Annotated in this window: 13 protein-coding genes; 7 read left to right on the top strand and 6 right to left on the bottom strand. The window is 42.9% G+C overall.

The genetic code is table 11. The features are described from left to right. The first annotated feature begins 84 nt into the window (after window positions 1–84). Window positions 85–1,152: a leucine-rich repeat domain-containing protein gene (locus ACE3PQ_RS05055; RefSeq protein WP_374295767.1), complete on the top strand. Its 1,068-nt coding sequence runs from the start codon at window positions 85–87 to the stop codon at window positions 1,150–1,152. A gap of 83 nt (window positions 1,153–1,235) precedes the next feature. On the opposite strand, the gene purC is transcribed toward ACE3PQ_RS05055, so the two are convergent. The 6 genes from purC to ACE3PQ_RS05025 all read right to left on the bottom strand — a co-directional run bounded on the left by purC (window position 1,236) and on the right by ACE3PQ_RS05025 (window position 7,195). Continuing rightward, on the bottom strand, window positions 1,236–1,955 hold the full coding sequence (gene purC / locus ACE3PQ_RS05050; RefSeq protein WP_374295765.1) for a phosphoribosylaminoimidazolesuccinocarboxamide synthase: 720 nt from the start codon (window positions 1,953–1,955) through the stop codon (window positions 1,236–1,238). A 40-nt stretch (window positions 1,956–1,995) separates the two neighbouring features. Further along, complete coding sequence (locus ACE3PQ_RS05045) at window positions 1,996–2,592, bottom strand: lipoprotein-34 precursor (NlpB) (protein ID WP_374295826.1); 597 nt, start codon at window positions 2,590–2,592, stop codon at window positions 1,996–1,998. 80 nt (window positions 2,593–2,672) lie between these two features. Further along, the gene (gene dapA, locus ACE3PQ_RS05040) at window positions 2,673–3,578 is read right to left on the bottom strand and encodes a 4-hydroxy-tetrahydrodipicolinate synthase (RefSeq protein WP_374295763.1); all 906 of its coding nucleotides are present in this window, start codon (window positions 3,576–3,578) and stop codon (window positions 2,673–2,675) included. 380 nt (window positions 3,579–3,958) lie between these two features. Next, a complete protein-coding gene (locus ACE3PQ_RS05035) occupies window positions 3,959–5,176 on the bottom strand; it encodes a DUF445 domain-containing protein (protein WP_374295824.1) in 1,218 nt (405 codons plus the stop codon). A 236-nt stretch (window positions 5,177–5,412) separates the two neighbouring features. Beyond that, window positions 5,413–6,897 (bottom strand): YifB family Mg chelatase-like AAA ATPase, encoded by a 1,485-nt coding sequence (locus tag ACE3PQ_RS05030; protein ID WP_374295761.1) that lies wholly within the window; start codon window positions 6,895–6,897, stop codon window positions 5,413–5,415. Between the two features lie 67 nt (window positions 6,898–6,964). Beyond that, window positions 6,965–7,195: an accessory factor UbiK family protein gene (locus ACE3PQ_RS05025; RefSeq protein ID WP_374295759.1), complete on the bottom strand. Its 231-nt coding sequence runs from the start codon at window positions 7,193–7,195 to the stop codon at window positions 6,965–6,967. Window positions 7,196–7,416: 221 nt separating this feature from the next. Here ACE3PQ_RS05025 and glnK point away from each other — a divergent pair, with 221 nt between their 5' ends. From glnK to ACE3PQ_RS04995, 6 genes are all read left to right on the top strand, one after another. Continuing rightward, complete coding sequence (gene glnK / locus ACE3PQ_RS05020; protein ID WP_241570323.1) at window positions 7,417–7,755, top strand: P-II family nitrogen regulator; 339 nt, start codon at window positions 7,417–7,419, stop codon at window positions 7,753–7,755. Window positions 7,756–7,844: 89 nt separating this feature from the next. After that, window positions 7,845–9,251, top strand: coding sequence for an ammonium transporter (locus ACE3PQ_RS05015; RefSeq protein WP_374295757.1), 1,407 nt, complete (start codon window positions 7,845–7,847; stop codon window positions 9,249–9,251). 153 nt (window positions 9,252–9,404) lie between these two features. Beyond that, window positions 9,405–11,204 (top strand): excinuclease ABC subunit UvrC, encoded by a 1,800-nt coding sequence (gene uvrC / locus ACE3PQ_RS05010; protein WP_374295755.1) that lies wholly within the window; start codon window positions 9,405–9,407, stop codon window positions 11,202–11,204. 123 nt (window positions 11,205–11,327) lie between these two features. After that, complete coding sequence (locus ACE3PQ_RS05005) at window positions 11,328–12,122, top strand: acyl-CoA thioesterase (RefSeq protein ID WP_374295754.1); 795 nt, start codon at window positions 11,328–11,330, stop codon at window positions 12,120–12,122. A 156-nt stretch (window positions 12,123–12,278) separates the two neighbouring features. Beyond that, window positions 12,279–12,863: a CDP-diacylglycerol--glycerol-3-phosphate 3-phosphatidyltransferase gene (gene pgsA, locus ACE3PQ_RS05000; protein ID WP_374295822.1), complete on the top strand. Its 585-nt coding sequence runs from the start codon at window positions 12,279–12,281 to the stop codon at window positions 12,861–12,863. A gap of 143 nt (window positions 12,864–13,006) precedes the next feature. Continuing rightward, window positions 13,007–14,161, top strand: a complete 1,155-nt coding sequence (locus tag ACE3PQ_RS04995; RefSeq protein ID WP_374295752.1) for a hypothetical protein — start codon at window positions 13,007–13,009, stop codon at window positions 14,159–14,161. The last annotated feature ends 29 nt before the right edge of the window (window positions 14,162–14,190 follow it).

Here is a 14,190-nt window from a genome sequence, read left to right as displayed (position 1 = left end):
AATCATTAAGAAGCCGATCCATTGTGATCGGCTTTTTTGTGCTTAAAATATGGGAATAATTCGAATATTCAGCGTGGAACAACGATGTCGAAACTCGAACAAAACCTTAAAAAAATTGCCAAAGATCCTTTAGCGATTCGATCGCTATATTTTGAAAATTATGATGATGAAATTCCAAAGCAAGTTGCACAATGCTTAAATCTTGAAAAGCTGAGTATTGCTTATTCGGATATTTTAAAGATTCCTCAGTTTGTCAGTGAATTGCCAAAACTCAAATCGTTTGATTTTTGCGGATGTCGAGATTTAGATTGGGTCACAAATCTAGCTGAATATTCTGAATTAAAAACTTTGGGTGCACATTGCAAAACCATTGGACAAGTCGAGCAGATCGCTGAATTAACACAGTTAGAACATTTGACGATCACAGGGAATGTCCGTCAGCTTCCTCAGAATTTTAGTCAACTCAAAAATTTGCAGTCATTAGAATTGTTTGCGTTGCCGTTAAAGACATTGCCAAATGTATTGTCTGAATTAGCCGATCTAAAGACTTTATCTGTGAATACGGGCGATAGCAGTCTTGATTTTGATGAAGTGGTCGCTGTGTTAAAGCAATGTCAAAAATTAGCGAGCTTAAAATTAGTCACGTCAAATTTAAAACTGAATGAGAAAATATCAGCATTACAACAACTGAAAAAGTTAGATTTGTCAGGTAATGGATTACAAAAAATTCCTACGGAACTGTATCAACTGCATGAATTAACTGAATTGGATTTAGGGTTGAATCAGTTGCACAATGTGCCTAAAGGTATTGGGCAATTATCTAATTTAAAAGTTTTAAAGCTGAATTCAAATTGGCAAAATAAAATTGATTTAATCAATTTGATGAATGAGTTGCATCAATTCACAAAGTTAAAAACATTACACCTTTGGTCATGTCAAAGCTTAAAACAATTACCTAGCAACATTTCGGCATGTACACAGCTTCAAGAGTTGGATGTAGACAATAATCTGCTGATCGATGTCCCTGATTCGCTTTATGAGATGTATTGGTTAAAAAAGCTAAGGCTTACAACCAATCCGATTCAAGATGATACAAAGCTAAAGTTACGAGAATGGGCGGAACAAAATGCTGTGCGGTTAAGCGTAGATTAAAGTTGAGCATAGATTGAAAATAAAGGGGCAAAAAAATACCGCTAAATAGCGGTATTTCGTGAATCGCACAATTAAGATTTCAATTAAATATCTGCTAAATCAATCCCAATACGAGTTGCAACTTCTTCATAAGCTTCAACTACACCGCCTAAACCTTGACGGAAGCGATCTTTATCAAGCTTCTTCTTGGTGTCTTTGTCCCATAGACGGCAACCATCTGGAGAGAACTCATCACCAAGCACGATGCGATCGTGGAATACACCAAATTCAAGTTTGAAATCCACCAAGATCATATTGCCTTGATCAAAGATTTTAGTTAGCACATCATTCACTTGATAAGTGAGTTCTTTCATTTTTGCCAATTGGTCTTCAGTCGCCCAACCAAGTGCAATCGCTTGTGATTCATTGACCATTGGATCGCCCAACGCATCATCTTTAAAGAACAACTCAAAAGTTGGCGGTGTAAGCTGTTTGCCTTCTTCAACACCAAGACGACGGCAGAGTGAGCCTGCAGCATAGTTACGAATCACACACTCTACAGGGATCATGTCGAGCTTTTTCACCAAAACTTCGTTCGGGCTGAGCAATTCTTCAAAGTGAGTTTCGATGCCTGCATCAGCCAATTTTTGCATGATGAATGCGTTGAAACGGTTGTTGACTTTACCCTTACGGTCAAGCTGTTCGATCTTTTCGCCATTGAATGCCGATGCGTCATCACGGAACACCAAAATCAGGTGGTCAGGATTGTCGGTTTCATAGACTGATTTTGCTTTTCCAGTATAGAGCAAGGCTTGTTTAGACATGGGTTAACCTTAATGTAGTGAGGCGTCAGTGGCGTACAGTTTAAGCTGGCCAGTTTTGATAGATCAGCGCAAGGATTTCACTCGCAACATCACTATCTGCAAAATTATTGTCCGTATTATATACGCCTACGGTATTACTTGCACCTGATGGGGTCAAACGAAGCTGATAATTTTTATCTTGATAGCGAATCTGTGCGACGTTACTGGTTTCGCCATTTTTACCATTGAGGTTAGAGGCGCTGACTGCAGCAGTGACATATTGCCAAACTTCATTGGCACCACCATCGACTTTGAGTAATGGAATGCCATTACCATCTTGTACCAGTTGTGGGCGTGATGGTGCTGCACCAGTACTTGTTGCAGTCGCCGCTGCGACTGGCTCAGGACGAGGCAGGTCAAAGCGATTGCCTTTTTTATTGCTGAAGTTTGGTGCTTGCTCAAGCGCGCGTGGATCAACCTCAGGCGCAGGATATAGTGCATGTTGTGGACGCATTTGCAGGCTTTCAGGGACTTTTAAAGGTGGCACTGTTTTTGCCGATTTATAGTCCAAAGAACTGTTGTCCATCGCAAGACGAGAACAACCCAACAAACTCATCGATACCAGTCCAAGTACGACCACAACACGTAACTGCATAATTTTTCGCTCTATTTATTTCGATTTACGTCGATTCAATTGCCATTAACTCAATTGTCATCATCAGCTTAACATGACATGAATCATGTAGATTCAATGATGTACGTTGCCTGTAATGCTTCACGAATTGGCGTGCGATATTGCTCTGCCAAAGGCGTTAACGGAAGGCGAATACCTGTACCCATTTTGCCCATTTCATGTAGCGCCCATTTTACAGGGATTGGGTTGGATTCACAGAATAAAATGTCATGCAATTGTGCGACTTGTGTATTGAGGCGATGTGCTTCAGCTTTGTTATCACTGAGTGCAGCTTCACACATTTGGCTCATGGCATATGGTGCGACGTTTGCGGTCACAGAGATGTTGCCTTTTGCACCTGCAAGGATTAGCTCCCATGCAGTTGGGTCGTCGCCTGAATAGACCACCATGTCAGCGACATCTAAGTGGTGCATCAATTGAATGCCACGAGGGATATCACCTGTAGCATCTTTGACACCAATGATATTAGGGATTTTTGACAAACGCACCACGGTATCATTGTCCATATCGACACCTGTACGACCTGGAACATTATAAAGAATCTGTGGTAAATCAACTGCTTCAGCGATGGCTTTATAGTGCTGATACAAGCCTTCTTGAGTTGGTTTGTTATAATACGGCGTGACCAAAAGCGCCGCATCAGCGCCAACATCTTTTGCCGCCTGTGTCAGTTCGATCGCTTCACTGGTCGAATTTGCACCTGTGCCTGCGATAATAGGAATGCGTTTGTCTGCAACACGAACGATCTCAGCGATGACTTTGATGTGTTCATCCATACTTAAAGTCGATGCTTCACCAGTCGTACCAACAGCAACGATGCTGTGCGTACCTTGTTCGATATGCCATTCTACAAGCTGCTTTAGCCCAGCCCAATCCACGTTGCCATCTTCTAACATTGGGGTGACAATTGCGACGATTGAACCATGAATGGTTGTTGCTAGCTGAGTCATTTTAAAACACGATCCTATAATGACATCCGAAACGAAGCTATTTAATCACAGCCGAAGTGTGCTGACGACGAGCCCAAAGTAATAACCAGTAATAGAGTGCTCGTGCGCTAAGAAGCGGATGCTTTTCATTTAAAAATTTTTATGTAGATCAATACGCAGTGATAAAGTTTGAATAAATCAAAGCGAGTGTTGATTGATCACAATGACCTTGAATTATGAACTATGCCGAGTTGAAGAACAATAGTGTTTTTGCATGTGCAGTGTTATCAAATATGGTGATCAACAGGATGATAAAGGTGAAATCTAATAGATAAAACCGTATTCAAAATTGACAAAGGGCTTTTCGATAAAAGCCCTTTGTATGTCATGAACAGATCAGTTTAAAGCATAAACAGAATTTGCATTTCACCGACCAAGAAGCCAAGCACAGCACCAACGATGATCAGTGACCATTCATCTTCTTTGAATGCAGGACGCAGCATGCCCTCAAACTCTTCTGGTGTCAGGCGCTGCATACGTGTGATTAATGTATTACGGATATCCATCGCATCTTCTGCATAAGATTCCATCGACTTCATCGTTTCAGGCAGACGCTCCATGATACGCTCAGAAACTTTGGTTTTGAGCACTTGGTACTTTGCACCACCAATGGCATATACCACGAGCGGACGAATGATCCCTGCCTCAATGTCGATCTCTTGACGGACATGACGATTGACCAAGTTGATCACGCTGTCTGAGCGAGGTCCTGTGAATAGCTCTTCGATCAAATGACGAGAAGTTAATAATTGCTTAGAAATCAATGCAGCATAGTCTGCGGCAACTTCATTTTGACGCTTTAAGAACAAACCCTGCCACGTATAGCCTAAGACTTTCTTAGGTTTCAATGGGCGAAACATCATCTGCAAAGCAAGCCAATCACTAAAGAAACCAACAAAGCCACCAAACATTGGGAGCATCCACGGATATTTACCCTGTGTCACAATCCAGCAGGTCATCTGAACCAAACCGATGGCAAAGCCAAAAACAAAACCGACGTTCATAAAGAATTTAAATTCTTCTTTACCGACTTTTTTGAAAATTTCATTTAACAGGCGTTTGTCTTTGAGTAAGTTGCTGACCACCATATGTTTGATGTCGAAATATTGCACAACATCTTTTTGAATCTCTGCCATCACTTGTTGCACGATATCAGGCGCTCGTGATTTTACACGGTTAATCAGCTTTGCACGTGCGAACTCTGGCATACCTTCCCAAAGTCCAGGATGTTGCTCCTGCGCAACCTCTCGGGTGATATCTTCAGCGGCCGCCATAAGAGGGGCTTCGATTTCTTTTGCGATGCGTTTTGGATCAAGTCGAGCAAAAATTTCCTCAGGTTTGATCAACTTTGAGGTCATGAGTTCGACAGCAACGGTTGCCATTTTTTCGGCTTTGCGTGGCACGATGCCTTGCCAACCAAAAATCGGTTTGATGCCTTTAAACTCCAGTGGAGAAAACATCATATGAATCGCCACCACTTTCGTCACATAGCCAATGATGCCACTGATAAATGGGATGGAGATGTACAGCCAAAAATGTTGCTGAAAGTCAGCCCACATGGATTCCAACATTTTATTTTCCTTAATACACTGGGCGTAGATACAACATATGCACAAGTGATCGAGTAATAGAGCCAATGTTCACAATCAAATAATCGAGCTAAGCGATGTGAACTAAATATCTTGCATGATCAAATTGGTGATTTTAACAGCAAATTTGCCTAAAGAAACTAACGTAATTAAATATAGTTCTACGATTTTTGGTCAATACATTGCAACAGCACGAGCAGGATTGATCATTGTGCAGCTCTATAAGACAATGCCTCGCTGATGTGCATGGTATTAATTTGTTCAGACTGTGCAAGATCGGCAATAGTGCGTGCGACACGTAAAATACGATGATAGCCACGTGCAGAAAGCTGTAAGCGTTGTTGTGCCATCGCAAGAATATTCTGACTTTGTGCATCGAGTTGGACGTATTGGTCGATTTGTTGTGGTGTGAGTCCTGCGTTCAGATAGCCTTGACGTTGGAGCTGTTGTTGATTGGCTGATAAAACACGTTCACGTACCGATGCAGAGTTTTCACCTGCTTGTTGCTGTTGAAGCTCTTGTGCAGACAGTGGAGGGACTTCGATATGCAAATCAATCCGATCAAGTAAAGGTCCTGAAATACGATTTTTGTAGCGTTTGATTGCTTCGCTTGAACATTGGCAACGACTATCTTGATGGAAGGCGTAGCCACATGGGCATGGATTCATCGCTGCAATGAGTTGAAAATTGGCAGGATAGCAAATCTGTCTTGACGCTCTCGAAATTACGACTTCTTTTGATTCCAAAGGTTGGCGCAAAACTTCTAATACTTTGCGATCAAATTCAGGCAACTCATCCAAAAACAATACACCTAAGTGCGATAAGGTGATTTCCCCCGGTTTTGGATTGGAGCCACCGCCAACCAATGCCACCGCCGAAGCCGTATGATGTGGCGCTCGGAATGGGCGCACGCCAAAAGCATGATTTTGATTGGAAATCGAGTAAATACTCGCAACTTCTAAACTTTCGCTATCGGTGAGTGGTGGCAAGATACTTGGTAGCCTAGACGCAAGCAGGGTTTTTCCTGTCCCTGGTGGTCCTGTAAATAGTAACGAGTGTCCCCCTGCAGCGGCAATTTCTAAAGCTCGGCGAGCTTTGAGTTGTCCTTTGACATCTGCAAGGTCAGGCAAATTATCAAGTAAAGTGTGATTCGGCTGATAATGGTGCGCAGGCTGTTGTACTGTTCCCGTCAAAATATCGCAAACGGTTTTTAAGTTACTGGTCGCATAGACCGTTAAATCTCGGATACAGCAGGCATCATCGGCATTTTGTTCAGGGAGTAACAATTGTCGTCCTGAGCTTTTGCACGCATGGGCAATGCTGAGAATTCCTGAGATTGGACGAAGTTGTCCATCTAGGGCAAGCTCACCAAGTAACTCAAACTGACTTATACGATCATCAGCGATTTGTCCTGATGCAATCAAAATCCCAACCGCAATCGCCAAATCTAAACGTGAACCATCTTTGGGTAAATCGGCAGGTGCAAGGTTGATGGTCAGACGTTTATTGGGAAATTGAAAACCACTATTAATAATTGCAGATCGGACACGATCTTTACTTTCACGAACGGCAGCTTCTGGTAAACCAACAATGGTTAAAGCAGGTAAGCCTTGACTGGCGTGCACTTCAACTTCGATTAACGGTGCACTTAATCCGAGTACACTGCGTGAATAAACTTTGGCAAAACTCATTTATTGTTCCATTATTGTGCGTTTTTATAAAAAAGTGCTCTGTTTTTGATCGATGTTGGCGCAATTGTTACTTTTTGAGTTGATTTTGCAACGTGTCTAATTGCTGTTGCAGGGCATTCATACGTTGGTTGGCTTGTTCTAGTGCAATTTTTTGGCGTTCAAGCTCTTGTTTCGATACCAAGTCCATTTTTTCCACCATTTCTGCCAAAACTGCACGAATATTGTGCTCAAGGTCTGCCTTTGGTGCAGCAAGTTGTTCTTTTAAAGCCTGAACGAAGGTATCTAATGTAGGAGTCATGGTTTTTCATCAAGGATTTATCAATTCAAAATCAAGATACAATAAATGTAACTGAGAAGATAGGTGTAAGATGGATAATTCAAAGAATACTGGTAAACTGTAGGGATAACATAGCTTTAAATTGTGCGAACTTTGGAATTTCCCCAACCTTTCTTAAGTTTGGCACGAAAATTGATATGTAAAAACCACTATTGGTATGAGTAAACCCAAAGGAAGATAACATGAAGCTCGTAACAGCAATCGTTAAACCGTTTAAGCTTGATGATGTCCGTGAATCACTTTCAGAAATCGGTGTACAAGGTATCACTGTGACTGAAGTCAAAGGTTTCGGTCGTCAAAAAGGTCATACAGAACTTTATCGTGGTGCAGAGTATGTGGTTGATTTTTTACCTAAGGTAAAAATCGAAATCGCAATCAAAGACGATATGGTTGATGGCGTCATTGAAGCAATCACTCGTGTGGCAAGCACTGGCAAAATCGGCGATGGTAAAATCTTTGTTTCTAACTTAGAGCAAGTGATTCGTATCCGTACTGGTGAAACTGGTCCAGACGCAGTCTAAATCAAAATGGCATGACATTTGCTAATTTGTATTTATGAATTTTTAGCTTAGCAAGTCAGCACAACTTAAATTGAAGGTTGGGGGATCTAATGAATAAATTGCTACTGGCGTTTGGTCTATCGACTGCGCTACTCGGTACATCTCCAGTATGGGCCGAATCCGAATCTACAACTGCGCCAACTGAAGAAACAGTTTTGGCAGTTGAAACAACAGAAGCTCCAGAAATGGCAGCTGTTGAAGCGACTCCAGTGGAAGCGGCTGTGGTTGAAGAAGCAGCACCAGCGGAAGAAGAGCCGACGCTTGACTCAGGTGATACAGCGTGGATTTTGACATCTACTGCACTTGTACTCTTGATGACTATTCCTGGTTTGGCGTTGTTCTACGCAGGTATGGTGCGTAAGAAAAATGCTTTGGGCACAATGGCACATAGCTTGACGGCTGCTGCTGTGGTGAGTATTGCATGGGTTGTGATCGGCTACAGCTTGGCATTCACCGAAGGCAACAGCTTTATCGGTGGCTTTGAGAAGATGATGCTCTCTGGTATCACGACAGATGCACTCAGTGGCACGATTCCTGAAATCCTATTCGTCATCTTCCAAATGACCTTTGCGATCATCACTGTGGCGATCATCAGTGGTTCAATTGCAGATCGTATGAAGTTTAGCGCATGGCTTGCTTTCATCACCATTTGGGTCATCGTTGTATATGCACCGATCACACACTGGGTATGGGGTGGCGGTTGGTTAGCGAATGACGGCGCACTCGACTTTGCTGGTGGTACTGTTGTACACATCAACTCAGGTGTAGCGGGTCTAGTTGCGGCATATATGCTTGGTAAGCGTATGGGCTACGGCAAAGAAGCAATGGCACCACACAACTTGACTTTAACTGTAGTCGGCGCAAGCTTACTTTGGGTGGGTTGGTTCGGTTTCAACGGTGGTTCTGCTTTGGGCGCAAATGGTTCTGCAAGCTATGCGATCATCGTAACGCAAGTTGCAGCGGCAGCGGCGGCACTATCATGGTTGCTTGTTGAACGAATGGTACGTGGTAAAGGTTCTGTACTTGGTGCAGCATCTGGTGCGGTGGCTGGTCTTGTGGTGATTACACCTGCGGCTGGTTTCGTCACAGTTGGTGGTGCATTAATCATGGGCTTGATCGGCGGTGTAGTGTGCTTCTGGGGTATCAGTGGTCTAAAACGCTTGTTGAAAGCAGACGACTCGCTTGACGCATTTGGTCTACACGGTGTGGGTGGTATCGTTGGTGCGATCTTAACCGCAGTATTTGCAAGTGAATTCATCATGGGTGAGAACGCACCTACTGATATGATGCATCAATTGTGGGTACAAACTGAGGGTGTATTGGCAACGATTGCATACAGCGCAGTATTGACCTTCATCATCTTGAAAGTAATCGACTTGATCATCGGTATCCGTGTGGAATCTGACGATGAACGTATGGGTCTTGATCTTAGTCAACATGGCGAACGTGTAGAGTAATTCTCACCACGTGCAAGATTCGAAACTAAGAAAACTCCGCTTCGGCGGAGTTTTTTTATGTCTGAGTTTTGATTGTTTTCATTCAGATGCCTTGAATGTTGCACCACAACACAGCATATAATGATTGATAAAATAAGCCATGATTCAATACTTGTGAACCCAAACGCCAAAACCCATATTGAAAATCTACTGAGCCACATGACCACTTTGCCAGGTATTTATAAAATGCTTGGTAAAGATGGTGAGCTGTTGTACGTGGGTAAAGCCAAAAATCTTAAAAATCGCATCTCTAGCTATTTTGTCAAAACCATTGAACATCCTAAGACACAGGCGCTGGTATCACGGATTTATGATATTGAAACTTTGGTGGTGCGCTCAGAAACTGAAGCCTTATTGCTCGAACAAAATCTGATTAAACAGCATCGTCCGCCGTATAACATCATTCTTCGTGACGATAAATCCTATATTTATATTTTTGTTTCAGCGGATAAGCCGTATCCACGCATTGCCAGTGGGCGAGGTAAGGGCAAGCATCAAGTCGGCAAATTTTTTGGACCATATCCGAGTGCATATAACGCCCGAGATATGCTGCTGAGTTTGCAGAAATTATTTAATGTACGCCAATGTGAAAATTCTTTCTTTGCACAGCGCAAGCGACCGTGCCTACAATATCAAATCAAACGCTGTTCGGCGCCTTGTGTCGGTCTGATTTCCCCCGAAGAGTATGCACAAGATGTGCAAAATTCGATTCGCTTTCTTAAGGGTGATACTAAAGAGCTGAATACCGAGCTGATTGCAAACATGGAGCAAGCCGCTGAAAAGCTGGAATTTGAAAAAGCCGTGTTTTACCGAGATCGTTTGGGACTGTTGCGTGAAGTGCAGTCACAGCAAGCGATCTATAAGCTTAAAGGCGAAGCAGATATTTTAGCGATTGCCTATCAGGCAGGCGTGGTCTGTGTGCAGATTATGCACGTGCGTAATGGACGAATGCTTGGCGGAAAAAGTTATTTCCCTGATATTCAAGGTGAGGATCAGGCAGAAATACTTAGTGAATTTATAGCCAATTTTTATTTTCAGGTGGCTGATGAAATTCCTAGCGAGTTAATCGTCAATGTGGCGTTACCCGATCAAAAACTATTAGAAGATGCGCTCAAACAGCATTTTGATAAAAAAATTCAGATTAAACATCAAGTCCGAGAAATTCGGGCGGAATGGCAACAGCTCGCTGAAATGAATGTGCAACATGCCATCAAAGGTAAACTTACTAATCATTTGGAACTCAATGAGCGCTTCCATCAACTAGAGCAAGTGCTTGATCGACCGATCGACCGCATTGAATGCTTTGATATTAGTCATACTATGGGCGAGTCGCCGATAGCGTCGTGTGTGGTGTTTGATCAAGGTGGGGCACGTAAGCGAGATTATCGCCAGTTTGCCATTCAAGACATTACAGGCGGTGATGACTATGCGGCGATGCGTCAGGCGTTGACTCGTCGCTATAAGAAAAATATGTTGCCTGATTTACTATTGATTGATGGCGGTAAGGGTCAGCTCCACATGGCAATTGAAGTCATGCAAGAACTTGGTTTAGAAGCCTTTATGGTCGGTGTGTCCAAAGGCGAAGGGCGCAAACCAGGTTTAGAAACTTTGCACTTTACCGATGGCACCAAAATCCAATTGGCAGAAGATCATAAAGCCTTGCATTTGATTCAACAGGTACGTGATGAAGCGCACCGTTTTGCCATCACCAAGCATCGTGCCAAACGAGATAAAAAACGTGCAGGTTCAGTACTTGAAGTCATCCCTGGTTTGGGGGAAAAGCGTCGTCGGGATGTGCTCACGCATTTTGGGGGGATACAAGGCGTACTGCGTGCCACTGAAAAAGAGCTGATGGCGGTGAATGGCATTGGTAGTGCGATGGCTCGGACGATTTATAAAGTGTTGCACGAGTGATGGGTTAATTTAACGCTGTGTATTGACCAAAATGTTCAATAGATCTAGACAAAATGATCATTCACAAATGGCAAGGTAATTGTCACTATCTATGCACTTTGTTGTATTTATTTTTAGCATCTTATGAATTTTGATCAAGCTGTAGCATACATTTCCCAAAATGAAGAATTTGACATGCCGACAGGCTGGGGACAGGGACGCACTGTATTTGGCGGTTTTGTTGCGGCGCTATTGATGGCGAGAGCACAGTCGGTACTTGGTGATACATCTCGTAAACCACTCAGCGCCAGTTTTACCTTTGTGGGTCCTGTGCAATATCAAATTTCAAAAATAACGGTAGAAACTTTACGCGTTGGTGGTTCTGTGACCACCTTAGAAGCTCGACTATGGCAGAACGGCCAAGTGCAGACCATCATGGTCGCAAGCTTTGGCAAAGCACGGAAATCTGCGGTAAGTATTGATGCTTTACCTTCAATACCGAACTTTCCGGAGCGCAGTACCTTAGCGAAAATGCCTTATATCCAAGGCATGATCCCAGAGTGTTTTCAGCATTATGATCTGTATTGGGCAGAAGGCAGCATGCCATTTCAAGCAGGCGATTCGGCGGACTTTGGCGGTTGGTTTCGCTTTAAACCTGAAGTCAGCCAAATGGATATGCAAGCACCGCATTTGATCGCTTTGGCGGATATTTGGCCACCCGGTGTCACAGCAGTGTGTCGTAAACCATCACCTGCCAATTCATTGACGTGGCATCTGACTTTTATTGGTGATTACAGCCTAGAGAGCAATGCTTGGCTACAATATCGGGAGCATACAGAGTTTGCACAACATGGCTATGCCACAGAGCAAGCGCAGATTTGGGATGACGCAGGAAATCTATTGTTGCTCAGTCGGCAAACCGTCACAGTATTTGCTTAACTTATGTGGTTGAATTGTTAAGCAGGCTTTTAAAAACGGAGCATTTCGAAAGCGTGCACAGCTCGACAGTTTTATCAATATGGTATAGAGTGCGTACAGCATGATAGAAAATGCATGCATCATTTTTTCTTGGGGAAGGCGTCGCAGGCGGTGTATATGACAGGTCGTATCCTGAATATTCCAAATATCTTAACTATTGCTCGAATCGTCCTTATTCCTGTTTTTCTATTAATCGCCTATTGGCCACCTGCACTCGAGATCAATGGTTACGAGGGAACGATGTTCCGTCATAGTTTATTGACAGGGATTTTTGTGCTTGCGGCGATCACAGATTGGTTTGATGGATATCTTGCTCGTGCTTTGAATCAAAGCTCGGCTTTTGGTCGCTTCCTTGATCCTGTAGCGGATAAGCTGATGGTCGCAGCGGCATTGATCGTCCTTGTGCAGTGGCAACCGACCATTATCATGGCATTTGCGGCGATCGTGATTATTTCGCGTGAAATCACCGTATCTGCTCTGCGTGAATGGATGGCAGAGCTTGGGGCACGCACCAATGTTGCTGTATCTACGGTGGGTAAATATAAAACCGCCTTTCAAATGATTGCGATTACTGCATTTTTGCTCAATTGGCAACCTATAGAATGGATTGCATATACGTTGCTGTATACAGCCGTGATTTTGACTTTGTGGTCGATGTTTATTTATCTTAAAGCGGCTTGGCCATATTTAAAACAGCCTTGAATTACAGCAAAGCTCTATAGTAATGATCTACAGCAATCTATGTGGCGTTGAATAATACTTCGCAACAGAAGTACGACCGCACGCTATACAGAATTCGCTAATATTATTTTAGAAAAAATAACTTAAATCCTTGAGAGGTTTTAATGTTTCCGATTTTTTATCTCAGTAAAAAAGCATTGAACTATCATTATGATCAAAAAGACATCGTGATTCCGTGTCAGGCGATCGACAAATATAAAAAGAATCTTCAAGAAATCAAACAGCGTAAATCGTGGAAGAATAGCGGTGCAGGTGCACAGTTTATGGGCGCATTTCAACAGCAAGAAAACAATGAGGCGATGATTTTTGCCACAGATGTGCTGATCGCATCGTCGGAACGAATTATTTATAGTGCTTGCCTGCAAGATGGTACGGCGATTTACTCCAAATCACTCACAGATTTTAATGAGCCTGAAGCACTGATTTTGCGTAAAAATGACTATCTCACTTTTGATATGGACATTGATCGGGTCAATCAACGACTGGTGCTGTCAGGTGCTGATTTGAATGGTTATGTGCAAAATTTAAGCATTCTAGCGATTGATGATAATCGCATTCAATATATTACCGAAGGTGAGTGCGTGGATGCGCATCCGTGCTTCGATCCGCAAAATTCGGATCTGATTTATTATGATTCGTGTGGTTTTGGTGTGGATGATCGAGGTTCGATGCGTCTAGGACCGAAAGAAATTTGCCGTCTAAACCTAAAAACTGGTGATCTCGAAACCATTTTGGCTTCGCCTGAGTTTGACTATTTCAAGCCACAAATTGATGCACAGGGTAATCTGTACGTGCTTCGCCGACCATATCAATATCGCAAAGCCAGTACGTGGAGTTTAAAAGATATTGCATTGATTCCCGTGAAAATTTTTAAAGCAGTTTTCAGTTGGTTGGACTTTTTTACCCAGCGCTACACAGGGGAATCGTTAAAAACCTCATCAGGTGCAAACCCTGCCAAAGCACAGCAAAAGTCGGAAGAAGATATTTTTATCGAAGGCAATCTGATCAAAGCACAGCAAACCACTGCACAAAATGCCAAGTCAGGTGAAAAATTCCCTGGATTGATTCCAAATAATTGGCAACTGTTAAAGATTTCTGCGGATGGGACACAAACGGTGTTGAAAAAAAGCGTGATGAGTTATGTCATTAAAGAGGATCACATCATCTATTCCAATGGTCGTTTTGTGGTGCAGATGAATCCTGATCAAAGCGAAGTCAAATTGGTTGAAGGGCATTTGATTGATAAGATTGTGTGCTAATTATTTGAGCTTTCGTACATTGACTTGGC

This window comes from Acinetobacter sp. (assembly GCF_041911495.1).
Lineage (GTDB): Bacteria > Pseudomonadota > Gammaproteobacteria > Pseudomonadales > Moraxellaceae > Acinetobacter.
Note: the sequence above shows the minus strand (reverse complement) of the source record. Positions and strands in the feature narration are given on the sequence as shown.